Below are 22,111 nucleotides of genomic sequence, written 5' to 3' on the forward strand. Positions count from 1 at the left end.
CAAAAATCAACGCGCCATGATCACTTTAACCCAATTGGAATATATAGTTGCTGTTGATACCCACAGGCATTTCGGTAAAGCCGCCGAGGCTTGCTTTATCACTCAACCAACACTTTCAATGCAAATTAAAAAGCTCGAAGAAGATATGGAGATTATCATCTTCGATCGGAGTAAACAACCACTTATACCTACCGATATTGGTCAGCGGGTTATCGAACAGGCCCGTGTAGTTCTCAAACAAGCTGAAGAGATCAATAATATTGTGAAAGATCACAAACACCAGGTTTCCGGAATGTTACGTATTGGTATTATTCCAACCTTGGCTCCTTATCTGTTGCCGATTTTTATTGGTGAATACAAAAAGAAATACCCGAACATTTTTATAAAAGTTACCGAAGCAACTACCGATAATATCATCAAGTTACTAAATAAAGACATGATTGATGTAGGGGTACTGGTAACGCCGTTAAAAGAGGAAAAGATTATTGAGAAACCGGTGTTTTACGAAGAGATGTTGCTGTATGCCAACAGTTCGCACAAACTGCACAACCAAAAAGAAATTACACTACAGGATATTGCTACTCCGGAAATCTGGTTACTGAGCGACGGACACTGTTTCCGCGACCAGGTAATTAACCTTTGCAGTTACCTCGGAACTACCGATAGTCAGTTGCCATTTCACTTCGAAGCAGGTTCGCTGGAAACCTTAATGAATATTGTAGATCACGAAGGTGGACTTACTTTGATTCCTGAGCTGGCCAAAGCAACGATGTCGAAAAAGCGGGCTTACAACGTGAAGCATTTCACTACCATTAAACCATTGCGTGAAGTGAGTCTGGTTTATTCACGGCATTTTGCAAAACACAAACTCATCAACCTCTTGTGGAACGTTATGCGCGATGCCGTACCAAAAGAAATGCAGGAAGCAGAACGTGGTACCATTGTTGAATGGCGTTAACCTCTTTAATTTCAAAGAAATCAATTTAATATTCCCTTAATTTTCGGTGTATTTCATGGGAAAATAAATTTTTTATATACCTTTGCGCCGCTAAAAGCGGATGTGGCGGAATTGGTAGACGCGCTAGACTTAGGATCTAGTGCCTATGGCGTGGGGGTTCGAGTCCCTTCATCCGCACGGATAACCGCCGACCTTCCTTTTTTGGTAAGGCTTGGCGGTTTTAATTTTTTTGAAAAGCGTTTTAAATTTTACGATAATGAACATTACCAGGGAAAATATCGACAATGTAAATGCAGTGATCAACATTGCCATTGAAAAAGCCGATTACGAAAAACAGGTTGACGATGTGTTGAAAGAATATCGCCAGAAAGCATCCATTCCGGGATTCCGTCCGGGGAAAGCACCAAAAGGCCTTATCCAGAAAAAATTTGGTATGGGTGTGTTGGTGGAAGAAGTAAACAAATTGCTTTCGCAAAACCTGTCGAAATACCTGGTAGATGAAAAGCTTCCGGTGCTGGGCGAACCTCTTCCGAACGAAGAGCGTCAGGCACAATTCGACTGGGAAAAAGATGAGGACTTCACTTTTACCTTCGATGTTGCACTGGCACCCGAAATCAATGTTTCACTCGACAAACGCAACAAATTCAAATACTACAACATCGCGGTATCTGATAAAATGATTGCGCAGCAGGAAGAAATGGCCGCATCTCAACTTGGTCAGAATGTTCCGGTTGATGAGGCTAAGGAAAACAGCTCGGTTCGCGGTAATTTTGTTCAGCTTGATGAAGAAGGAAACGAAGTACAAGACGGAATCGCGCCTGAAGGTGTTCTGTTGGCTGTTGACAAAATCAAGGACGAAGAAGTTAAGAATGCATTTGTTGGATGCAAGAAAGATGATGTGATGATTTTCGACCCGGTGAAAGCCTTCGATAACCGTCACGAAGTTGGGCACATGTTAAACATTAGCCACGAAGAAGCCGATGAGTTGAATAGCGAATTCCGCTTCACGGTTACTGAAGTGCTTCAGTTTGAAAAAGCAGAATTGAACGAAGAGCTTTTCAAAAATCTTTACGGTGAAGAGACTGAGGTAAAAACCATCGAGGATTTCAGAGCAAGGATCAAAGAAGATATTGCGAACAGCCTAGTTTATTCTTCGGAGCACAAATTTACACTTGACACCCGCGACGCTTTGGTAGAAAAGATAGATGTGGAATTGCCCGAAGCATTTCTGAAACGCTGGTTGATCGCTGCCAACAAGGAGTTGACAGTTGAGCAGGTAGAAAATGATTTTGATAATTTCATTCTCGATCTGAAATGGCAGTTGATTAAAGACGCCATTGCAAAAGAAAACGATATTACAGTTACACCGGAAGAAACCGATGCATTTGCAAAACGTATGGCTTTGGCACAGTTCCAGCAGTACGGTATGCACGATGTTCCGGAAGAACAACTGGAATCGTTCGCTAAAATGATCATGGAGAAACCTGAAGAGCAGGAAAGAATCTATAAAAAAGTGCAGGAAGACAAAGTTGTTGCACACGTGAAAGAAAAGGTAACGCTTGACGAAGAAGAGGTTTCTCAGGAAGAATTCAATAAAATGATGCAATAGGCGAAACGCTTATTTCACATACACGAAATTAATAGTGCTGAAGATAGCAGCATGAAACTTTTTTATAACTTTGTGAGGCGCATAAGCGCATTGCAAAGTTATTTTTTTAAGTAATTGACATGAAAGATCACAACGAATTTCAAAAATATGCAACAAAGCATGCCGGCATCAGCAGCATGACTATGCATCAATATACATCGGCCTACGGAGCATACATTTCTCCTACAATTATTGAAGAACGCCAGTTGAACGTAGCATCAATGGATGTTTTCTCGCGTTTGATGATGGACCGCATCATCTTTTTGGGTGTCCCGATCGACGATACTGTAGCCAATATCATTCAGGCGCAGTTGTTGTTCCTCGAATCAACCGATCCGAGCAAGGACATTCAGATTTATTTCAATTCGCCGGGAGGTTCGGTTTATGCAGGATTGGGTATTTACGATACAATGCAGTACATAACCGCCGATGTGGCTACAATTTGTACAGGAATGGCGGCGTCGATGGCTGCGGTGCTAATGACCGCCGGAACAAAAGGAAAACGTTCGGCTTTGAAACACTCTCGCATAATGATCCACCAACCTATGGGCGGTGCTCAGGGACAAGCCTCTGATATTGAGATTACGGCTCGCGAGATTCTGAAAATTAAAAAAGAACTATATACCATTATTGCAGAGCATTCGGGACAGTCGCTTGAACAGATCGAAAAAGATTCTGATCGCGATTATTGGATGACTGCAACCGAAGCTGTTGAATATGGTATGGTTGACGAAGTTTTAGCACGGAATAAAAAATAATGGCGGAAAAGAAAAATATGGATAAGTGCTCGTTCTGCGGAAGGGAAAAGAACGAGGTGAACCTGCTGATTGCAGGTATCGACGGGCACATCTGTGACCGCTGTGCCGATCAGGCGCATTCCATTATTCAGGAAGAAGTGAAAACCAACAACAAATTCGACCTGGATGGTGTGAAATTATTAAAGCCAAAGGAAATCAAGGACTTTCTCGACCAATATGTGATTGGTCAGGATCGTGCGAAAAAGATTTTGGCAGTTTCGGTGTACAACCATTACAAAAGGTTGACGCAGCATGTAAGTGACGACGAAACTGAGATTGAAAAGTCGAACATTATTTTGGTAGGTGAAACAGGAACAGGAAAAACATTGCTGGCAAGAACCATTGCACGCATGCTGCATGTTCCGTTTACCATTGTTGATGCTACCGTTTTGACTGAAGCCGGTTATGTGGGCGAAGACATCGAAAGTTTACTTACACGACTTTTGCAGGCAGCCGATTACAATGTGGAAGCCGCCGAACGCGGAATCGTTTTTGTTGACGAGATTGATAAAATCGCCCGTAAAACAGATAATCCATCAATCACCCGCGATGTATCAGGAGAAGGTGTTCAGCAAGGATTGTTGAAACTACTCGAAGGATCGATCGTGAACGTACCTCCGCAGGGAGGACGTAAACATCCGGAGCAGAAACTTATTCCGGTGGATACCAAGAACATTCTTTTTATTTGTGGTGGAGCTTTCGACGGAATTGAACGCAAAATTGCCAACCGACTCAATACGAAGGTTATTGGATACAGTGCCGCTAAAGATTCGGACCGCATTGAACGCGAAAATCTGTTGCAGTATGTTTCGCCGCAGGATTTAAAATCTTTTGGATTGATCCCGGAGATCATCGGTCGTTTGCCGGTGCTTGCCAACCTCGATCCACTGGATAAAGCAACGCTGAGGAATATTCTTACCGAACCCAAGAATTCGGTCATCAAGCAATACAAGAAGTTGTTTGAGATTGATGGCATTGAAATAGAATTTGAAGAAGGTGCGCTGGAATATATTGTGGATAAGGCGATTGAATTTAAATTGGGTGCTCGCGGATTACGTTCGATCTGCGAAAACATTATGAACGATGCCATGTTCGACCTGCCATCGGAGGAGGTTGAGAAGTTGCTGATATCAAAAGAATACGCCGAAGAAAAACTTGATAATTCGAGTTTACAACGACTAAAAGCAAGTTAAACGATATAGAAGCCCTGACGGTTCCGTCAGGGCTTTTTTGTGCCATGAACATCACAGGAATTATATTGACCGGTGGAAAAAGCAGCAGAATGGGCAGCGACAAAGCATTGCTGGAGTTCGAAGGTAAGACCTTATTAAAACGTGCCGTAGATCTTTGTTCCTCCTTCTGCGAAGAAGTGCTGATCAGTTCCAATTATCCTGAACATCAGGTGGAGGACTTTAGACGAATCGATGATGAGGATGCAGATTGTGGCCCGATCGGCGGGATTTACTCCTGTTTAAAACAATCTTCACACGACTGGAATCTTGTACTAAGTGTTGATGCCCCTTTTGTACAACAAGACTTTATTCGATTTTTGAAAGACGGAACACCTAATTTCGAAGCTGTTGTTCCTATTCACGCCGGGAAGAAAGAACCTTTGATTGCCTTTTATCACAAAAAAGCTTTGCCGCAAATAGAAGCCCGGATCAAAGCAGAGAATTACAAATTGCATTTTCTGTTAGAGAAGCTGAATACCAACTTTATGGATGCAGGAGAATGGCTGAAAAAATATCCGGATTTGTTTCGCAATTTGAATAACCCTGAAGATCTTTTCTTTTAATTAAAGTGTTACCCGAACTCAGAAATATTTTCCAATCGGCTTTTATCGGCAATTAAAATATCCTTGCCAAAGATTTTTATGATTTTATCCTTGCGAAATTCGGATAAAGTCCTGATAACGTTTTCGGTAGTCATACCTATATATTCTGCGATTTCACGCCTGGAAACCGGAAGTTCGAATTCGTCCTTTTCATAAATGTAATTCGAAAAGTAAAGTAAAACATGTGCAACGCGACCTTTAAGCTGTTTTCTTCTGATCTCCAGGTTTTCGATAACTATTTTATCCGTCGCACTGCTTATTCTGGTCATCAGGTCCATCGTGAACATTGCATTTTGCTGTGCCTTGTTTTTGACAACCGACAGGTCGAGGATGCAAACAACTGAATCTTCAACTGCTGTTACGGAATAAATATATGTTTTGGAAGAGAACACGCTTAAAAGGCTTACGAAATCAAAGGGTTTTGAAAAGCTAATGATCTGTTCCTTTCCTTCATTTGTCGATTTCGAGAGCTTAACCAGTCCCTCTTTCATGTATAGGAATTCATGGATCGGTTCGCCTTCGCTGGTTATTCGGTCTCCTTTCCGGTAAGTGCGTTCTTCTTTAATGTCACAAATGTCAAACAGTTCATCGGGTGAGACATGCGAAAAGAAAAGGGTTTTTAATTGACAATTTTCACAACTACATTTTGGAACTCTTTGATTCATGATATATCGCACCTAATTGTCCGCTAAAATACCATTTTCTTATGATATTTAATACGTTGTGATAATTATCATAAAGACCTCAAAATCACGAATCTTTCTTACTGATATTTTTAACATCAATAAAACAATCAAAGTACTTAACTATGAAGCGAATTGTAATACTTGGTGCCGGTACTGCCGGAACAATGATGGCCAATAAACTCCGGAATACACTTGACAGGGAAGAATGGGATATCACCATTGTTGATCAGTTTAAAACACATTATTATCAACCTGGATTTTTATTCATACCCTTTGGAATTTACAACAAGCAAGATGTTATCAAACCAAAATCGGACTTTATTCCAGCCGGGGTAAATATGGTGTACGCAAAAATTGAAAAAATTGAGGCAGAAACGAGTAGGGTAGTACTGGAAGGCGGACAGGTTTTGAATTATGATTTTTTGATCGTTGCGACCGGGACAAAGACAGTTCCTACTGAAACGCCCGGACTTCAGGATAAACTGTGGTACAAGGAAATTTTTGATTTTTATACGGTGGAAGGTGCACTGGCTCTCCAGAATTTCTTTAAAGGATGGGAAGGCGGAAAACTGGTGATGGCCATTACTGAATTGCCCTATAAATGTCCGGTTGCACCGCTCGAATTTGTTTTTCTGGCCGATGCTTATTTTACTGAAAAAGGAATTCGCGACAAAGTAGATATCACATACGTGACTCCCATGCCGGGAGCGTTTACAAAACCAATTGCGACCAAGATGTTGTCGGAGTTACTGGCTGAAAAGAACATTAAAGTTATTCCCGATTTTTATATCGAAAGAGTGGATAACGATAGCAAAAAGTTGATCTCCTATGATGAAAAGGAAATTGATTTTGATGTTCTTACTGTTGTCCCGGTCAATATGGGTGATGAGATGATTGAAAGAAGTGGTCTGGGTGATGATATGAATTTTGTTCCAACCAACAAACATACTTTGCAGTCAGTAGCACACGAAAATATTTTCGTTCTGGGCGATGCTGCAAATCTTCCCACATCCAAGGCTGGTTCAGTGGCGCACTTTGCTGCCGAAATCCTTTTTGAAAATCTTATGAGTGCTATCGAAGGACGTCCTTTGCAGGCAAAGTTTGACGGACACGCCAACTGTTATATTGAAACCGGTCATGGAAAGGGAGCTTTAATCGATTTTAATTACGATACTGAACCGCTTCCCGGTACTTTCCCGCTTCCCGGAATCGGTCCCTTTGGTCTATTGAAGAATACGAAGATCAACCATTACGGCAAAGTGATGTTCCGTTGGATTTACTGGCACATTCTGCTTAAAGGGAAGGAAATGCCAGTTGAGCCACACATGACAATGGCCGGGAAAAAGACAGTGAATTAACGGAAAGGAGCCTGACAATGGAAGATAATGCATTACAAGCAGAAATAACTCAGTTGAATCAGAAAGTGGATTTGTTGCTGGAATATGTGAACCAGCAGCGACTCAAGACAAATCAACTCGAGGATCTTGTTTCCGATCTGTCAATCGTTGGGAAGGATATGTACGATACAGCAGTTGAGGAACTGGAAAACCGAATGGTTAATCTCGACCTGGATGAAGTAAAAGGATTGATGCTTAGGATTCTTAGGAATATTGATAACATGAACAAATTCCTAGAAATGTTTGAAAGTATAAACGATTTCATTAAGGATGCTTCACCGATTCTGAACGAAGTGATCATTGACTTCAGCAAAAAATTAAACGAGTTCGACCAGAAAGGTTATTTCGAATTCTTTGCCGAAGCAGGAAAAATATTTGACAACATTATCGCACACTACAAACCGGAAGATGTTCGTGAACTTTCAGAGCATATTGTTACTATTCTGGAAACGGTTCGTTCGGCAACGCAGCCTGAAATGATGGCAGCAATGAACAATGGATTTAAAGTATATGCCAGCCTGGAAATGGAGAATGTGCCTGAATATTCAATCTTCAAAGTGATGCGTGAATTGAATAAACCGGAAATGAAACGTGGGCTGGGATTCTTTGTAACGTTTATGAAGAACATGGCGGCTGAAACCAATAAAAATAACAATTAAAATATGAATTATGGCTGAGAAAAATTTAGCAGGAAAGACAGTTGAAGTAACCGAAGAAGGTTACCTGGTAAGCACAGGAGATTGGTCGAAGGAAATAGCGGCCGAGATGGCAAAAGAGGACGGTATTGAATTGACCGATAAGCATTACGAGGTATTGGAATATCTGCGCAAAGAACAGGCTGCAGGTGCTTCACTTACAATTCGAAAAGTAGGTAAATCGGGTATTACTGATATAAAAGGATTGTATCAGTTGTTCCCCGGCGGGCCACTGAAATTATCTTCAAAATATGCCGGTATACCAAAACCGGCCAGTTGTGTTTAAACTCAAAAACCGAAAGATATGACTGAAGTAAAGGAAACTCCTTTAAAAAAAGTAATGATAATTGTTGCCAAAGCCAACATCGAGGATGTGTATGCAGGCTTGATCATGGCTAACGGTGCGGTTATGGAAGGTATTGAGGCCAAGTTGTTCTTTACGTTTTTTGGACTGGATGCAATTACAAAAAAACGTATGAATAAATTGCATACTGGAACAGTGGGTAATCCGGGAATGCGCATGCCGGGAGGTCTGCCGTTTCCAACTTTACTGGGCGCAATACCGGGTGTGGAAGCCGGCGTTTCTGCCATGATGAAAAAGCAGATGGATGAGCTGGATGTTCCACCGGTTGATGAATTTTTAGATATGATTACCGCAGGAGGTGGAGAAATATACGCCTGTAAAATGGCAGCAGATATGTTTAAGCTTACCAAAGACGATTTGAGTGACCATGTAAAAGCGATTATTACAGTTGGAGATCTGTACGCAATGTCAGGGGGAGAAGGAACTCAGATTATTTTTACCTAGCTTAACATTCCTGGGGGGGATTAAATGCGTCATTCAATATTTTGGATGGCGCCTTTTTTAGTCCCAGTCCGGTAGAACACATTTTGTACTTCTTTTTTGAATCAAAGCATCAAAATCATCCAGACTTTGTTGCATCACCTTCGAGTCTTCTTTATGACAGGTAAGGCAGGCTCCGGCAGTAAGAATTCGTTTTTGTTGTTCAACGGTGAAGGGAAAAACATTTGATCGGGTTGAAACTTTGCCTTCACGGGTTTGCAGAAAATCGATCCACGCATCAGCCGGCAGCCCGTCGTTCGGATCGCTTTGATACAAGGCTTTAAATTTCCACTTTCCCTTTCCATCCTCAATCACGTATTTTAATTCACCTTCACCATAACCCAAAGCCAGCGAACTGTTGTGGCAACTTACACAACTTCTTCCTTTTGCTGAAGTGGTGTGCGGTGCAGCCGGCGCATACAGTCGATGAAAGATGGTAGCATCGTTTTTATTCCCGGTGTAGGAATGTAGGTCAACGGTCATGATCATGCCGGGAAGTACTGGAATAACTTCAGTTTTTTCTTCTGTTTTTCTGATGCCGAGAGTAGGAAGTTTGGCATTGTATTCGCCAATGTATTCCACCCAGCTGCCTAATTTTTCGCGGTTTTCGATCATGTTGTAACCCCGTTCATTTGCATCGTACTCGTTGTGACACCCGATGCAGGTAGGTGCCCATGAGGTATGGCAACTCGAACAGTCGAGCTTCGAGTGAGCAATGTTTCTGGTACACTCTCTTGCCGGTGCTTTCATCGTCATTTTCTTACTGCTGTTTTTCGTCAGAAAGAAAACAGAATCGTTTTCAATATAAGTGTTGATCAATGCCCGATTGTGCTTTTCGGTCACCAGGAATTTTTTATTGGTAATGTTTCCAAATCGAAGCGCAGCAATAATTGCCGATTCATTATCCAAATTTTCGGCGGCAATCGTTCGTGGTTCACCATCGATGTGACAGTCAGAACATTGCACATCCTGCTGATCTTCCTGGTGGGCGTAATGTGTTCCGTCGCCCATTACTTCGTACGAATGATGACAGTCGATACATTCCAGCCCAAGTTCGTGGTGAACATCGGCCGGTTGCTTTACAAAAACGCGTTCATCCTCTATCATTCGGTAGTTTGATGAGTCGGGCATTTCGCTGGCAAGCAAAGTAGTTTCGTGCCAGCCTTCGTAACTGGTCGAGATCCTGCCCGAACGACTGTGGCATCCAAAACAATGGTTGTTGGTAATTTTCAAACTGATTTCGGGGTGCGATTTTAACATTTCTCCCTTATTGGCTGCTAATTCTTTCTCAGCTTCCGGACTGTAATTCAGGTGGCAGGCCAGGCAACCACCGCCCCGGCTAAATTCATCGATCGGACCCAATTCTGTTTTTGGATTTCCAAGATGGCAGCGCACGCATAAATTTCGCAGGTGTTCATCGGCGGGAGAATCAGCAAGTTCATGAACCGAAGTCAGGAGATCGGGATTATCCTGTTCGTTAAAGGTATAACGGTCAACACTGATCATTCCACTGAGTGTGGCCATCAAACCAGTTGGAATACGCTCAACAATTTCCGGATGGCACTGCGTATTGCCGCATGAAAGTTTGGAATTGGATAGGTTCCCGGGAATAAGGATCATTTTGTTGTGCGACTGAACTTTATCTGTCGCGAATGGATTTCCTCCGTGGCACGAAATACAGCCGATTGCTTCAGCGGAATGCGAATCTGTGAAGCCATGTGTTTCGGTGTGGCAGGCCAGGCAACTTTCTTTTCTTCCCTGGATGACCGGCGAATTCAACGCTTCATTCAATGTAAAATCAGGAGCAAAATCTACCCGCGGTGTTCTGAAATTATGTAAAATACTGGTTTTGTATTCCTGGCTCCAGGGCGTTGTCCACTGCCAGCTTTCTCCTCTGAAAAATAAACCAATAAAAGTAAGAACAGCATAAAAACCGGTAAAAAGGAGCAGGCTACGTTTACTCATGAGCATGGTTTTTCCGGCCGCAGAGTTGCTCAAATACACCAGGATAAGAACTCCCAGAAATAGCAGAAGTGACCATGCCGGATGTTGCAGCCAGTGCAAAATTTCCTGAAAACCCACAAAGTACCACGGGCCTTTTACTGCCGGATTAATATTATCGTGCAGCGGAGCACTCAAAAAGTAACTGATCACAAAAGTCGCCAAAGTTGATATCACAAAATCCATAACCGGAGGCCAGAATTTGCGGCTGTGTTCAACCATGGCAATGGCAATAAAAACCGTGAAGGTGGCAATGTGATGGACATAGATCAACTGGTAGCTGTCTGAAGACCCCAGCAATGAATAAGCCAGCGATTCTCCAATTAGGGGAATCCGTTCGGCCAGTGTTTGCAAAATCTGGCGGGCTTGCATACTATCGGCATCGCCTTTTAGCAAAAAGCCGGTTATCATCGCCAGAAAAATGATCAGCAGTGAAATACTCAGCCGAAAAGCGATACCCGGTTTTAATCCGATCTTTATTTTGTAATGAAAATGGTCGTAAAGATGGATGAGGCTAAGAATAAGAAAAAACTGCGAACTCCAGTAATGATAATTTCTTATAAATGATGCCCAAGGATTACTGACCATCATGTTGCTTACACTCAAATACGGATCCTTAAAATCGAACGGAATGGCCAGTATTACACCCGACAAAACAACCAACCAGAACATGGCGAGGGCATATGTTCCAAAAGTAGTTTTATCTTTTTTCTGTTTCATTTTAGCCATTTATCGTTATGTTGTTTCCGTCTTCTGAAATTGATGAAAGAACCTCTCTCAGGTTTTTGTATGCTGGCCCCTTTAATACTTTTCCCTGTAAATCGTATTGCGATCCGTGGCAGGGACAAACAAATCGGTCGCCCTCCAGTTTATCGATTTTGCAACCCAGGTGGGTGCAGTGGGCAGAATAAACAGTGGTGGTATTATCTTGTGTTACTATAATATATTCGTCGCTAAAGGCAATCTCTTTGTTTCTGTTGAACGGCAAAGTTTTACTTTTCTGTTTAACAGCTTCAAGGTGATTCAGTGTTAGTTTGTTCCAGATAAAGGCAAAAAAGGAGATCAATCCTACGACACCGATCCTCAAAAATGTTCTCCTGCTCTCCATAATGTTAATTTAATACCGGCAAATATGAGATAAAATGCCAAGAATTGAAACCTGCTGCTTTACTTTTCAATCTGATTTTGGCACCCTTTTTTGTGCTAAATCTCATATTAACAGACCTTTTTCCGCTTCTTTAAAACAAACAAACCATCCCTGTAATTTGTATTCAGACCAGTTATGTTATTTAGCATTTGTTCTATTTAATACTTTTTAGTCTCAATTTATTTAATGTATTTTGGTGTTTTGTTTGGAATGTTTAATTAACTGTAAAATAATAATTTAAAACATATAAAAACGAACAAAAGATTATTAAATTAGCCAATATAATCAGGTTGCAACTAGCTTATTTTTAATGTTTTCAAATAGGACTATGTCATCGTCGTTCTGTAAAAAGCTTTTTATATTTGCAGCCAATAATCTAGAGATGTAGATAGGTAGAAGCTTGTATTTTATTGATCAGTTTTTCTGATCCCCGAATAAGATCAGTTTCGTTTACACAATAACATTTTACGAATGAAGACCAGAAGGAATTTTATTAAAATTTCAACAGCCGGTGCCGGAGTTGCAGCCTTAGGTTTTAAGGCTTTTGGTTCGAAAGGTTTTGGCCTTTTTGAATCGAATTCGGTCGACCCGGTGAGTGATGAAGACCTCACACCGTATCCGACATATTGCGAAGTATGTTTCTGGAAATGTGCAGGCTGGGCTTATGTCGATAAAAGTGGTCGAATCAGGAAGGTAGTTGGAAACCAGGATGACCCGCATTGCAACGGTCGTTTGTGTCCGCGTGGTACAGGCGGTGTTGGAATGGTTTACGATGAGGATCGTTTGAAAAAGCCACTCATCCGGGAAACACGGAAGGATGGCAGCCAGTATTTCCGCGAAGCAAGCTGGGAAGAGGCACTCGACCTTGTAGCCTCCAAAATGAAAGAGGTGAAAGAAAAGCACGGACCGGAAGCTTTTGGTTTGTTTAACCACGGAACTCCGGGTGGACAATTCCATCACCTTTTAAAGGCTTACGGATCGGAAAGTAATGCGGAACCTGCTTTTGCCAACTGTCGTGGTCCACGTTCTTCGGCGTTCTTCTCCACCTTTGGAGCTTATGTTGGTTCTCCCGAAAGTACCGATATTCGCGACACCAAATGTTTGGTGCTGATCGGATCGCACATTGGAGAGAACATGCACAACTCGCAGGTTCAGGAAATGTCGGATGCCATTGATAACGGCGCGACCATCATTACTGTTGATCCCAGATTATCAACAGCTGCTGCGCACTCGCAACACTGGTTGCCCATAAAACCGGCTACCGATATTGCTTTGCTGATGGCATGGATTCATGTGTTGATTTACGAAGAGCTTTACGATAAAGAATTTGTTGAAAAATACACTTTTGGGTTGGAATACCTGAAAGATCATGTAAAAAGTATGACCCCGGAGTGGGCCTACGGGATTACCACCATCGAGCCTGAAAAGATCAGGGAAACGGCGCGGGCTATGGCCGGCGCTGCTCCTTCGGTTATTGTACACCCGGGACGTCACGTGGTTTGGTATGGCGATGATACCCAGCGTGAAAGAGCGATGGCTATTTTAACAGCGCTGCTCGGAGCCTGGGGTAAACGTGGCGGTTTCTACTTTCCTGAAGGTGTTTCTGTACCGGCATATCCGCATCCGCATTTTCCGGAACCGGAATGGACCTGGAAAGACTGGAACGCAGGAAGATATCCGCTGGCTACAATGGGAATCACTACCGAGCTGTTGAAAGCATCGATTCCGAGATACAATTACAAGCACCAGGTAAAAGCCTGGCTGGTAGCAGGTACCAACCTGCCATTATCGATGCCCGATAAACCATTATTCAAAGAGGCAGCTGCTTCGGTTGAGTTTATCGCGGTTATGGACACCATGCCAATGGACATTACCGGTTATGCTGACGTTGTATTGCCCGAGGCAACTTATCTGGAACGTTACGATGTGATTCGTTCGGCACCCAACCGTGAGCCAAACATTGCGCTGAGGATGCCGGCTATCGAGCCAAAATACGATTCGAAACCGGGATGGTGGATCGCCAAACAAATTGGTGAACGTCTTGGATTGCACGATTACTTCAATTTTGATGATTATTCTGAAGTAATCGACTGGCAGTTGAAACAATTGGGAACTTCGCTGGAAGAAATGAAGAAGATTGGTGTGAAGAAATTCCCGAGGAAGAGTGGTCCTTTGTACCTGGGTAAAAACGAAGATTTTACATTTAATACCAATAGCGGTAAAATTGAACTTTATTCAACTGATTTTGCCGATCATGGTTTCGATCCGATGCCAAAATATACGAAGCATCCCGAGCCGCCTCAAAACTTTTATCGATTGATTTACGGCCGTGCTCCTATGCACACCTTTAGTCGTACTTCTAACAATCCGAATCTTTCGGATTTGATGAGCGAAAACAGCGTTTGGGTGAATCCAAAAGTGGCCGATTTGTGGGGATTGAAAAAAGGTCAGGAAGTGTGGCTAAAAAATCAGGACGGACAAATTACATCTTTCCCTGTTAAGGTGAGGGTTACCGAGCGCATACGATGGGATTCGGTGTACATGGTTCATGGTTTCGGACATAAAAACAAAAAACTGTCCCGTGCCTTTGGCCGCGGTGCCAGCGATACCGAGATGATCACGAACGTGGCGGTTGACCCGATAATGGGTGGAACAGGTATGAGAGGAAACTTTATTACATTTTTAATAGAAGAACCTACACTGGAAGAAAAGGAGGTTAAAGCATGAGATATGCAATGGCGATCGACACAAAAAAATGTGTCGGATGTGGCGACTGTGTAGTGGCCTGTCAAACGGAGAATAATGTACCACATGGTTATTGCCGCGACTGGATCGTGGAAAGTGTGGACGGAACGTACCCCAGCCTGAGTCTGGAATTCCGTTCCGAGCGTTGTAATCATTGTGATAATTCTCCCTGTGTACGTTGCTGCCCAACCGGAGCAAGTCATATCGAGGAAGGTGGGATTGTTACGGTAACCCACCATAAATGTATTGGTTGCGGTGCCTGTATCCAGTCTTGTCCTTACGACGCGCGTTATTCACATCCTGAAGGTTATGTTGATAAATGTACCTTCTGTTTGCACCGTGTTCAGAAAGGTCAAAGTCCTGCTTGTGTTGACGTTTGTCCGACCAGGTGTTTGCATTTTGGCGATCTGGACGATCCGAACAGCGATGTTTCACTGGCAATTAAAGACCGTAAATGGAAAACGCTGGCTCCCGAAGCCGGTACCGATCCACAACTGTATTTTCTTACTTAATCTTAAAACTGATTAAAAATGAAGGAAGAATTATTTGTAAGCGGACGAAATATCCCAAATATCGATCCCTATCTGAATATCTGGCACTGGCAGATTCCACTCTATTTGTTTTTAGGTGGTTTGGCTGCCGGGATATTATTTTTTGCCGGATACTATGTAGTAAGGGGTAAGGAAAAAGAAATGCAGACTACCGTTAAGTGGGCGCCTATTCTTGCTCCAATTGCACTGATACTAGGTTTGTTTGCCCTGTTTCTCGATTTGAAACATAAACTCTTTTTCTGGCAGTTGTACACTACCATTCGCCTGGAGTCGCCAATGGGGTGGGGAGCCTGGACCTTGATGATCATTACACCAATATCATTCATTTGGGTGGCCAGTTACATGAAAGAACTGGTTCCCGGGTGGCACTGGAAATTTGATTTTCTTGAAAAATTCGAAGCTTTTGTAATTAAATACAGAGTAGCTCTTGCATGGATCATGATGATTTATGCAATTATTCTCGGAGTCTACACGGGTATATTACTTTCGGCATTTAATGCCCGTCCGTTATGGAATACTTCGATTTTAGGGCCACTTTTCCTGGTTTCAGGATTTTCAACGGGGCTTGCAACCATAATCTGGATGAGTAAAGATGCGAACGAACGAAAAGTTTTAAGCCGGATTGATCTGGTTTTTATTTTCATCGAACTTTTCCTGATTATTCACCTGTTTATGGGATTTTTGGCCGGTTCGCAAACTGCAATCGAAGCAGCCAACCTTTTCCTTGGAGGTGAGTTCACAGTAAGTTTCTGGGTGTTTGTAGTATTGATCGGATTGATTTTACCAGCTGTGTTCGAAACCATTGAGATTTGGGGAATTCACATTCCAAAATGGATTCCGCCGGCAATGATCCTGTTTGGTGGATTTATGTTCCGTTTTATTATGGTGGAAGCCGGACAAATAACACGTTATTTATATTAAAAACATTATAAAGATTGAATTATGAATACGGAAAAAGCTGTAAACAAACAGCCAAAATACATCAATCCTTATTTGGGCGGAGTTCTACTCGGCTTGCTTATTCTGGCCACCGTTTTTGTAACCGGGCGTGGTCTTGGAGCGAGTGGCGCCATTAAAAGTGCCGTGGTAACGACTTCAAATACCGTTGCTCCTTCAGCAACCAAGGCCAACGATTATATGGGGAAGTTTGTGAGCGACGATCATTCGCCTATGTACACCTGGCTGGTATTTGAATCGCTGGGCGTATTGCTCGGAGGGTTATTGTCAGGATTAATATTTGGACGTGTTGGTAAATTCAGAACCGACCACGGACCAAAGATCACCAGTAAAAAACGCTGGATACTGGCTATTATCGGTGGAGCCCTTTTTGGACTGGGAAGCCAGTTTGGCCGTGGATGTACCAGCGGTGCAGCCTTGAGTGGGACAGCAACATTTGCATTAGGGGGTGTAATTGTAATGTTCGGAATCTTTGGAACAGGTTATATAATAGCCTACTTCTTCAGAAAACTATGGATATAGTATAACGTTGGCAGTCGCATTTGGCAGTCAGGAAATACTGACTACTGAAACTGGTAACTGAGACTGAATATTGAAAATAATGGATTATCATTTTACAAATAGAACATTCAAAAACATTAAAATATGGGACCTTTAATTCCTAATGGCATAATTGGTGAAGGCTGGGATTTTTTAATCGCAATTTTAATCGGAATCGCTTTCGGATTTATTCTTGAAGCTTCAGGATTTTCTTCATCAAGAAACCTGGCCGGTGTATTTTACGGTTATAATTTTGTAGTGCTTCGCGTATTTTTTACCGCTCTCATTGTAGCCATGGTCGGATTGATGTATTTCGATTATTTCGGCTGGCTCGATCTTTCAAAAATATTTATTCTTCCCACTTATCTGGGACCAATGATTGTTGGGGGCATCATTATGGGATTTGGATTTATAATCGGAGGTTATTGTCCGGGAACAAGTTTTACGGGTATTGCTATCGGTAAACTCGATGCCTTGCTTTTTACAGTGGGACTGTACCTCGGAATCATGGTCTTTTCACTGGCATTTCCGCTTTTGGGCGACTTTTACAACAGCGGTTCGATGGGAAATGTAACCTTAACCGAACTGACCGGAATACCTGCACCATATTTTGCAATGGCATTTACCGTAGTAGCTTTAGCCGCTTTCTGGGGAACAATGTTTATCGAAAAACGTGTACGCAAAAACATGAAACAATATAAATTCTAAGATGATGAACAGAAATTATATTTTTCTTACGATACTAATGCTTGTTCTGGCTGCCGGAACGCTTTTTCTGACCATGGATGATGAGCCGAAACAAATAGATCCGGAAATCCTCTTACAGGAAATGATCCAGCCAACACGATATGTTTCTACCGACCAGGTGGCAAAAATGCTTATTCAGGCCGATCCGTCGCTGATGTTGGTGGATGTTCGCAGCGCTGATGAATATGAAGAATTTTCACTGCCGCGTTCCATCAATATTCCACTCGAAAATTTACTCGATAAAGAAAATCTTTCGTATTTCGGAGTTCCCGGTACCAAAGTGGTGTTTGTTTCCAACGACGATATAAAAGCTGATCAAACCTGGGTATTGGTTAAGCGACTTGGTTTTAACGGAACCTATGTTTTGAAAGGTGGAATCAATTGCTGGATGCAAACCATTATTGATCCGCAACGTCCGAGTGATGATGCACCTTCAGCCGATTTCAAAACTTATACTTTTCGGAAAGGAGCTCAGATGTATTTCACCGGTGGCGGAATTGATGATTCTGATGCCTCTAAAGTTGATGTGCAGATACGTCGACGTGAAAAAACGAATGTGGCCGCAGGAGGCTGTTAATCTAAACTTGTTAAAATTAATACCATGCATATACACGAATTGAATCCGTGGAGAACAATGATCGCACTTTCGGTCTTTGTTCTTATCCTGATTGTTGGATTCTTAACCCGACCAAAACCATTGCTAACATACGAGAAAACCATAAGTGAAAGTGTGGATGCTTTGCTGGAGTCAGATGCATATTTCTATCCCTGGGATCTGGGAAAGGTGATCGCTAAAGAAACTGAAAATGTGGTGCTTTTTGATATTCGCGACAATTTCATTTTCGGACAAGGTCACATTCCCGGAGCAGAAAATCTTGCAGCAAGTGTTTTGAGTCAGGAAGATAACATTGAACGGATGAAAAACCTGCGCGACATGGGTGTTACCGTTGTGCTTTACGGCGAGGACGAACTTCAGGCCAACGGACCGTGGATGCTGTTTCGCCAGGTTGGCTTCAATAATGTAAAACTGCTGCTGGGTGGCTATTCTTATTACAAGGAACATAAGAATGATTTGAGCGCTACCAGGGAAGATGACAGTTTCAAAAAAGGAATTGCCCGTTTCAATTATGCTGAAATGGCTGCCCCGAAAGATGGTGCGGTGATTTCAGCCGAAAGTGAAAAGCCGGTGCAAATTCAACGCAGGGAAAAAACAAATGTGGCAGCAGGAGGCTGCTAAAAAACCGAAACCTAAATAAAGCAAAAATCAAGATCGAGTTTTGCATTCAAAAAATCCCGGAGAATTTTTCTTCGGGATTTTTCTTTGGAATCATTTTTGCTTGGGTTCAGCGAATAGTTATTTATATCTTGCAATAAAAAACAAATTACATGTCAAAGATCCTGGTTATAGACGACGAGAGAAGTATTCGGAATACGCTGAAGGACATCCTGGAATATGAGAAATATGAGGTTGATCTGGCGGAAGACGGTAATAAAGGAGTTGAGATGATCCAATCGGCTGAATACGATGTAGTGTTGTGCGATATAAAAATGCCCGGACTTGATGGCATCGAGGTTTTGGAGCGTGCTGTTGTTCTGGCACCCGATACACCGATTGTAATGATCTCAGGGCACGGAAATATCGATACTGCAGTTGATTCGATAAAAAAAGGCGCTTTCGATTACATTGAAAAACCACTCGATTTGAACCGATTACTGATCACGATCCGGAATGCCATGGATAAATCGAGCCTGGTAACCGAAACCAAGATCCTAAAAAAGAAAGTCAACCAGAAATATGAAATTGTAGGAGAGTCAGCTGCCATACTTGAAGTGATACAAATGGCCGACCGCGTGGCTCCAACCGATGCTCGTGTGCTGATCACCGGATCAAACGGAACGGGAAAAGAACTGGTGGCCCGTCGAATTCACGATCAAAGCGGACGTGCTTCAGGCCCGTTTATTGAGGTAAATTGCGCCGCAATTCCATCCGAATTGATCGAAAGTGAACTGTTTGGTCACGAAAAAGGAGCTTTTACTTCGGCAGTGAAACAGCGAAAAGGTAAGTTTGAGCAAGCGAATGGTGGTACTTTATTCCTCGACGAGATCGGGGATATGAGTCTCTCGGCACAGGCGAAAGTTTTGCGTGCCTTGCAGGAAAATGTGATCAGTCGCGTAGGTGGCGATAAGCACATTAAGGTTGATGTGCGAGTAGTAGCTGCCACCAATAAAAACCTCTCGGAAGAAATTGCTGAAAATAAATTTAGGGAAGATTTATATCATCGTCTCAGTGTGATCCTGATTAAAGTTCCTACCCTAAACGACCGTTTAGAAGATATTCCTTTACTGGCCAATCATTTTATTGCTCAAATTTGCAACGAATATGGTATGTCGCCGAAAACCATTACTAATCAGGCCATTGCCGAACTTCAAAAATTAAGCTGGACCGGGAACATCAGGGAATTCAGAAATGTGATCGAACGGCTAATTATTCTCTGCGACAGTGAGATCAAGGAGGCAGATGTGCTTAAGTTTGCAGCGCCACTCAATTAATAAAAATTCATTTTATCTTCTGATTTAAAAACAACTTTGCCCCTTTGTTGTTAACTAATAAACGAGCGCTAAACGTAGCGTTTGATTAAACTCGATAATAAAATATTAGCCTCTGGTTTCGGAAGTCAATTTGTCATGGCGTATTATTAATCTTTCCCTCGGGAAAAATACTTTCTTCCGTTTTCAGAGGCTTTTTTTATGCTCTGAAATAGAACTAGAATCTTACTTTGAAAAGGTAGAATACTACATTCATAATAATGTAGAGAAGTATGGTAAGTGCCAGCCCGTATACATTTAAAGTGATCAGCAATACCAATGCCAGTGCTAAAAACAGGTAGCGGTACCAGTTTTCGCCAAATTTCAGATTTTGCACTTTTAAGGAAAACATGGGCATGTTGATCACCATCATCCCCGACATGAAAACACCAAGTATCACTAGGTTTTTTGTGGAATAAATTACCTCGAAGTACTGGTAGTATTTCGGGAACTCGAGCATCAATCCCATCGATGCCCAGAATATGCCATTTGAAGGAATGGGGAGACCACGAAAAAAAGGTTCGTGTTTGGTATCCACATTAAATCGTGCAAGCCTGATGGCTCCAAAAACCGGGACGAGGAAGGCTGAAAACAGAATCAGCCATTCGTACCAGTTGGCATTAATTTCGTAAATGCGTTGGTTATAATCGAAAAGCGAAAATTCAAGAAGTGTGAAAAGTATGGCACCCGGAGCAACACCAAACGAAACCAGGTCGGAAAGCGAATCCAGCTCTTTACCCGTTTCAGAATAGGCGTTTAAGGCACGCGCTGCCATCCCGTCGAGAAAATCAAAAACCGAAGCCCCACAGATAAAAATCCCTGCCCATATTAAATGACCGTCAATGGCAAAAAAGGTAGCCAACAGTCCGGATAACAAGTTTAATGTGGTAATGAAATTAGGTATTTGTTTTAGAATTGCTCTCATAATGTTACAGGTTTCCGGAGAAGATTAGCCATAAAAATACGGCGGGAATAACAAACAGTAAACTGTCCAGCCGGTCGAGAAATCCCCCGTGTCCGGGCAGGATATTCCCAGAGTCTTTTGCCCCGATCTCTCGTTTTATTTTCGACTCGAACAAATCGCCCAGCGTACCAAAGCAAACGGTAATTATTGCAATAACAATCCAGCTAAGCATGCTTATTTGCTGGAAAAGAACCGCATTTACAATACCCATGATTACTGCAAATACGCCACCGCCGATCAATCCTTCCCACGACTTTGCTGGAGAAATTTTGGGACATAACTTGTGTTTTCCCAGTGCAGTTCCAATCATGTATGCAAATGAATCGTTTACCCAAAGAATAAAAAATATACCGGCCAAAATCCAGGGATAATAAACTGTGCTGTGGCCTGCTGTTGAAGTGTGAACCACAAAATTCATCAGACCAAAAGGCGTGGTAATGTAGACAAAACCCAAAACAGTAATTCCACTGTTTTGTAGCGTAAGTTTATTCGATCGGAATAATTCGATGATGAATAGTGTCAGCAAAATTGGGATGAAAATAAATTCAAACGGGCGGGGTAAAAAACCGATCGAAAGTCCGAAGCAAACAAGAAAAAACAGGAGTCCCAGAAGTGTTCCCGGAAGTCGGTAAATTTTGTGGCCGGCCTCCTCAACCATGGCATAAAACTCATATTGTGTAAAAAAGAGCAAAGTGCCGAACACGACAGCAAAAGCAATGGGATGAAGCAGTATTCCCGCCATCATAATGACCACATAAAGAACTCCCCAGATTGAACGTTTTAGCAGATTACTCACCTTTTAAATTTTTGAGTAACTCAACTGATCGGGCCTTGTCTTTTTCGGCCGTATAAATCAAAAAGTCTCCAAAACTTTGATAAGCTGAGTCGTGTTGATTCATAAGAACGCATTTAATTCCGGCATTCTCCAGAATGTCTTTCGCCATTTCGGCCTTGTATTCCGAAGCAGTCATGTATACTTCCTGCCATCCTTTCTCCATAATGCAAATTTAGTAA

General features: G+C 42.3%; 23 protein-coding genes and 1 tRNA gene. 18 read left to right on the forward strand and 6 right to left on the reverse strand.

Annotated features, from left to right (window positions below; genetic code table 11):
* The first annotated feature begins 16 nt into the window (after window positions 1–16).
* The 6 genes from WFY05_RS13440 to WFY05_RS13465 all read left to right on the forward strand — a co-directional run bounded on the left by WFY05_RS13440 (window position 17) and on the right by WFY05_RS13465 (window position 5,198).
* Window positions 17–958 carry a LysR substrate-binding domain-containing protein gene (locus WFY05_RS13440; RefSeq protein ID WP_340113407.1) on the forward strand — a complete coding sequence of 314 codons (942 nt, stop codon included), beginning with the start codon at window positions 17–19 and terminating at the stop codon, window positions 956–958.
* Between the two features lie 96 nt (window positions 959–1,054).
* A tRNA-Leu gene (locus tag WFY05_RS13445) sits at window positions 1,055–1,135 on the forward strand.
* 79 nt (window positions 1,136–1,214) lie between these two features.
* On the forward strand, window positions 1,215–2,567 hold the full coding sequence (gene tig, locus WFY05_RS13450) for a trigger factor (protein WP_340113408.1): 1,353 nt from the start codon (window positions 1,215–1,217) through the stop codon (window positions 2,565–2,567).
* 119 nt (window positions 2,568–2,686) lie between these two features.
* The gene (gene clpP / locus WFY05_RS13455) at window positions 2,687–3,364 is read left to right on the forward strand and encodes an ATP-dependent Clp endopeptidase proteolytic subunit ClpP (RefSeq protein WP_340113409.1); all 678 of its coding nucleotides are present in this window, start codon (window positions 2,687–2,689) and stop codon (window positions 3,362–3,364) included.
* Entirely contained in the window at window positions 3,364–4,596 is a 1,233-nt protein-coding gene (clpX, locus tag WFY05_RS13460; protein WP_340113410.1) for an ATP-dependent Clp protease ATP-binding subunit ClpX, read from the forward strand. Before clpP ends, clpX begins: the two co-directional genes overlap by 1 nt.
* Window positions 4,597–4,640: 44 nt before the next feature.
* Window positions 4,641–5,198, forward strand: coding sequence for a molybdenum cofactor guanylyltransferase (locus tag WFY05_RS13465; protein WP_340113411.1), 558 nt, complete (start codon window positions 4,641–4,643; stop codon window positions 5,196–5,198).
* An 8-nt stretch (window positions 5,199–5,206) separates the two neighbouring features.
* Here the strand turns inward: WFY05_RS13465 and WFY05_RS13470 are convergent, their stop codons facing one another.
* The gene (locus WFY05_RS13470) at window positions 5,207–5,902 is read right to left on the reverse strand and encodes a Crp/Fnr family transcriptional regulator (protein WP_340113412.1); all 696 of its coding nucleotides are present in this window, start codon (window positions 5,900–5,902) and stop codon (window positions 5,207–5,209) included.
* Between the two features lie 143 nt (window positions 5,903–6,045).
* On the opposite strand from WFY05_RS13470, the gene sqr reads away from it, so the two are divergent.
* From sqr to WFY05_RS13490, 4 genes are read left to right on the forward strand one after another with little or no spacing between them, the layout of a single operon-like run.
* Entirely contained in the window at window positions 6,046–7,281 is a 1,236-nt protein-coding gene (sqr, locus tag WFY05_RS13475) for a type III sulfide quinone reductase, selenoprotein subtype (protein WP_340113413.1), read from the forward strand.
* Window positions 7,282–7,298: 17 nt separating this feature from the next.
* Window positions 7,299–7,979 (forward strand): DUF1641 domain-containing protein, encoded by a 681-nt coding sequence (locus WFY05_RS13480; RefSeq protein ID WP_340113414.1) that lies wholly within the window; start codon window positions 7,299–7,301, stop codon window positions 7,977–7,979.
* A gap of 10 nt (window positions 7,980–7,989) precedes the next feature.
* Window positions 7,990–8,301, forward strand: a complete 312-nt coding sequence (locus WFY05_RS13485) for a TusE/DsrC/DsvC family sulfur relay protein (protein WP_340113415.1) — start codon at window positions 7,990–7,992, stop codon at window positions 8,299–8,301.
* 18 nt (window positions 8,302–8,319) lie between these two features.
* Window positions 8,320–8,823, forward strand: a complete 504-nt coding sequence (locus WFY05_RS13490; protein WP_340113416.1) for a DsrE/DsrF/DrsH-like family protein — start codon at window positions 8,320–8,322, stop codon at window positions 8,821–8,823.
* Window positions 8,824–8,880: 57 nt separating this feature from the next.
* On the opposite strand, the gene WFY05_RS13495 is transcribed toward WFY05_RS13490, so the two are convergent.
* The gene (locus WFY05_RS13495; RefSeq protein ID WP_340113417.1) at window positions 8,881–11,580 is read right to left on the reverse strand and encodes a hypothetical protein; all 2,700 of its coding nucleotides are present in this window, start codon (window positions 11,578–11,580) and stop codon (window positions 8,881–8,883) included.
* Between the two features lies 1 nt (window position 11,581).
* Window positions 11,582–11,968: a QcrA and Rieske domain-containing protein gene (locus tag WFY05_RS13500; protein ID WP_340113418.1), complete on the reverse strand. Its 387-nt coding sequence runs from the start codon at window positions 11,966–11,968 to the stop codon at window positions 11,582–11,584.
* 510 nt (window positions 11,969–12,478) lie between these two features.
* Between WFY05_RS13500 and WFY05_RS13505 the strand changes: the two genes are divergently transcribed.
* The 8 genes from WFY05_RS13505 to WFY05_RS13540 all read left to right on the forward strand — a co-directional run bounded on the left by WFY05_RS13505 (window position 12,479) and on the right by WFY05_RS13540 (window position 20,097).
* Window positions 12,479–14,734 carry a molybdopterin-containing oxidoreductase family protein gene (locus WFY05_RS13505; RefSeq protein ID WP_340113419.1) on the forward strand — a complete coding sequence of 752 codons (2,256 nt, stop codon included), beginning with the start codon at window positions 12,479–12,481 and terminating at the stop codon, window positions 14,732–14,734.
* Window positions 14,731–15,264 (forward strand): 4Fe-4S dicluster domain-containing protein, encoded by a 534-nt coding sequence (locus tag WFY05_RS13510; RefSeq protein ID WP_167609904.1) that lies wholly within the window; start codon window positions 14,731–14,733, stop codon window positions 15,262–15,264. The genes WFY05_RS13505 and WFY05_RS13510 overlap by 4 nt, the downstream gene beginning before the upstream one ends.
* A gap of 18 nt (window positions 15,265–15,282) precedes the next feature.
* Window positions 15,283–16,224, forward strand: coding sequence for an NrfD/PsrC family molybdoenzyme membrane anchor subunit (nrfD, locus tag WFY05_RS13515; RefSeq protein WP_340113420.1), 942 nt, complete (start codon window positions 15,283–15,285; stop codon window positions 16,222–16,224).
* A 21-nt stretch (window positions 16,225–16,245) separates the two neighbouring features.
* Window positions 16,246–16,782, forward strand: coding sequence for a YeeE/YedE family protein (locus WFY05_RS13520; protein ID WP_340113421.1), 537 nt, complete (start codon window positions 16,246–16,248; stop codon window positions 16,780–16,782).
* Window positions 16,783–16,905: 123 nt separating this feature from the next.
* Entirely contained in the window at window positions 16,906–17,508 is a 603-nt protein-coding gene (locus WFY05_RS13525) for a YeeE/YedE thiosulfate transporter family protein (protein ID WP_340113422.1), read from the forward strand.
* A 1-nt stretch (window position 17,509) separates the two neighbouring features.
* On the forward strand, window positions 17,510–18,124 hold the full coding sequence (locus WFY05_RS13530; protein WP_340113423.1) for a rhodanese-like domain-containing protein: 615 nt from the start codon (window positions 17,510–17,512) through the stop codon (window positions 18,122–18,124).
* Window positions 18,125–18,148: 24 nt separating this feature from the next.
* Window positions 18,149–18,784 carry a rhodanese-like domain-containing protein gene (locus WFY05_RS13535; RefSeq protein WP_340113424.1) on the forward strand — a complete coding sequence of 212 codons (636 nt, stop codon included), beginning with the start codon at window positions 18,149–18,151 and terminating at the stop codon, window positions 18,782–18,784.
* Between the two features lie 149 nt (window positions 18,785–18,933).
* Entirely contained in the window at window positions 18,934–20,097 is a 1,164-nt protein-coding gene (locus WFY05_RS13540; protein WP_340113425.1) for a sigma-54-dependent transcriptional regulator, read from the forward strand.
* 214 nt (window positions 20,098–20,311) lie between these two features.
* Here the strand turns inward: WFY05_RS13540 and WFY05_RS13545 are convergent, their stop codons facing one another.
* Genes WFY05_RS13545 through WFY05_RS13555 form a run of 3 tightly spaced genes read right to left on the reverse strand, consistent with a single transcriptional unit; the run spans window position 20,312 to window position 22,095 of the window.
* The gene (locus tag WFY05_RS13545; RefSeq protein WP_340113426.1) at window positions 20,312–21,058 is read right to left on the reverse strand and encodes a CDP-alcohol phosphatidyltransferase family protein; all 747 of its coding nucleotides are present in this window, start codon (window positions 21,056–21,058) and stop codon (window positions 20,312–20,314) included.
* Window positions 21,059–21,062: 4 nt separating this feature from the next.
* Entirely contained in the window at window positions 21,063–21,893 is an 831-nt protein-coding gene (locus tag WFY05_RS13550) for a phosphatidate cytidylyltransferase (RefSeq protein WP_340113427.1), read from the reverse strand.
* On the reverse strand, window positions 21,886–22,095 hold the full coding sequence (locus WFY05_RS13555) for a putative signal transducing protein (protein ID WP_340113428.1): 210 nt from the start codon (window positions 22,093–22,095) through the stop codon (window positions 21,886–21,888). The genes WFY05_RS13550 and WFY05_RS13555 overlap by 8 nt, the downstream gene beginning before the upstream one ends.
* Window positions 22,096–22,111: the final 16 nt, after the last annotated feature.

It is taken from the genome of Maribellus mangrovi (assembly GCF_037646455.1).
Lineage (GTDB): Bacteria > Bacteroidota > Bacteroidia > Bacteroidales > Prolixibacteraceae > Draconibacterium > Draconibacterium mangrovi_A.

Excerpts from the sequence above, each read along its gene's own strand:
- WFY05_RS13500 (WP_340113418.1), bottom strand. The coding sequence starts at position 11,968 with ATGGAGAGCAGGAGAACATTTTTGAGGATCGGTGTCGTAGGATTGATC.
- WFY05_RS13485 (WP_340113415.1), top strand. The coding sequence starts at position 7,990 with ATGGCTGAGAAAAATTTAGCAGGAAAGACAGTTGAAGTAACCGAAGAA.
- WFY05_RS13535 (WP_340113424.1), top strand. The coding sequence starts at position 18,149 with ATGCATATACACGAATTGAATCCGTGGAGAACAATGATCGCACTTTCG.
- WFY05_RS13480 (WP_340113414.1), top strand. The coding sequence starts at position 7,299 with ATGGAAGATAATGCATTACAAGCAGAAATAACTCAGTTGAATCAGAAA.
- WFY05_RS13505 (WP_340113419.1), top strand. The coding sequence starts at position 12,479 with ATGAAGACCAGAAGGAATTTTATTAAAATTTCAACAGCCGGTGCCGGA.
- WFY05_RS13525 (WP_340113422.1), top strand. The coding sequence starts at position 16,906 with ATGGGACCTTTAATTCCTAATGGCATAATTGGTGAAGGCTGGGATTTT.
- WFY05_RS13440 (WP_340113407.1), top strand. The coding sequence starts at position 17 with ATGATCACTTTAACCCAATTGGAATATATAGTTGCTGTTGATACCCAC.
- WFY05_RS13490 (WP_340113416.1), top strand. The coding sequence starts at position 8,320 with ATGACTGAAGTAAAGGAAACTCCTTTAAAAAAAGTAATGATAATTGTT.
- WFY05_RS13530 (WP_340113423.1), top strand. The coding sequence starts at position 17,510 with ATGATGAACAGAAATTATATTTTTCTTACGATACTAATGCTTGTTCTG.
- WFY05_RS13495 (WP_340113417.1), bottom strand. The coding sequence starts at position 11,580 with ATGAAACAGAAAAAAGATAAAACTACTTTTGGAACATATGCCCTCGCC.
- WFY05_RS13545 (WP_340113426.1), bottom strand. The coding sequence starts at position 21,058 with ATGAGAGCAATTCTAAAACAAATACCTAATTTCATTACCACATTAAAC.
- WFY05_RS13510 (WP_167609904.1), top strand. The coding sequence starts at position 14,731 with ATGAGATATGCAATGGCGATCGACACAAAAAAATGTGTCGGATGTGGC.
- sqr (WP_340113413.1), top strand. The coding sequence starts at position 6,046 with ATGAAGCGAATTGTAATACTTGGTGCCGGTACTGCCGGAACAATGATG.
- WFY05_RS13555 (WP_340113428.1), bottom strand. The coding sequence starts at position 22,095 with ATGGAGAAAGGATGGCAGGAAGTATACATGACTGCTTCGGAATACAAG.
- WFY05_RS13540 (WP_340113425.1), top strand. The coding sequence starts at position 18,934 with ATGTCAAAGATCCTGGTTATAGACGACGAGAGAAGTATTCGGAATACG.
- WFY05_RS13470 (WP_340113412.1), bottom strand. The coding sequence starts at position 5,902 with ATGAATCAAAGAGTTCCAAAATGTAGTTGTGAAAATTGTCAATTAAAA.
- WFY05_RS13520 (WP_340113421.1), top strand. The coding sequence starts at position 16,246 with ATGAATACGGAAAAAGCTGTAAACAAACAGCCAAAATACATCAATCCT.
- nrfD (WP_340113420.1), top strand. The coding sequence starts at position 15,283 with ATGAAGGAAGAATTATTTGTAAGCGGACGAAATATCCCAAATATCGAT.
- clpP (WP_340113409.1), top strand. The coding sequence starts at position 2,687 with ATGAAAGATCACAACGAATTTCAAAAATATGCAACAAAGCATGCCGGC.
- tig (WP_340113408.1), top strand. The coding sequence starts at position 1,215 with ATGAACATTACCAGGGAAAATATCGACAATGTAAATGCAGTGATCAAC.
- clpX (WP_340113410.1), top strand. The coding sequence starts at position 3,364 with ATGGCGGAAAAGAAAAATATGGATAAGTGCTCGTTCTGCGGAAGGGAA.
- WFY05_RS13465 (WP_340113411.1), top strand. The coding sequence starts at position 4,641 with ATGAACATCACAGGAATTATATTGACCGGTGGAAAAAGCAGCAGAATG.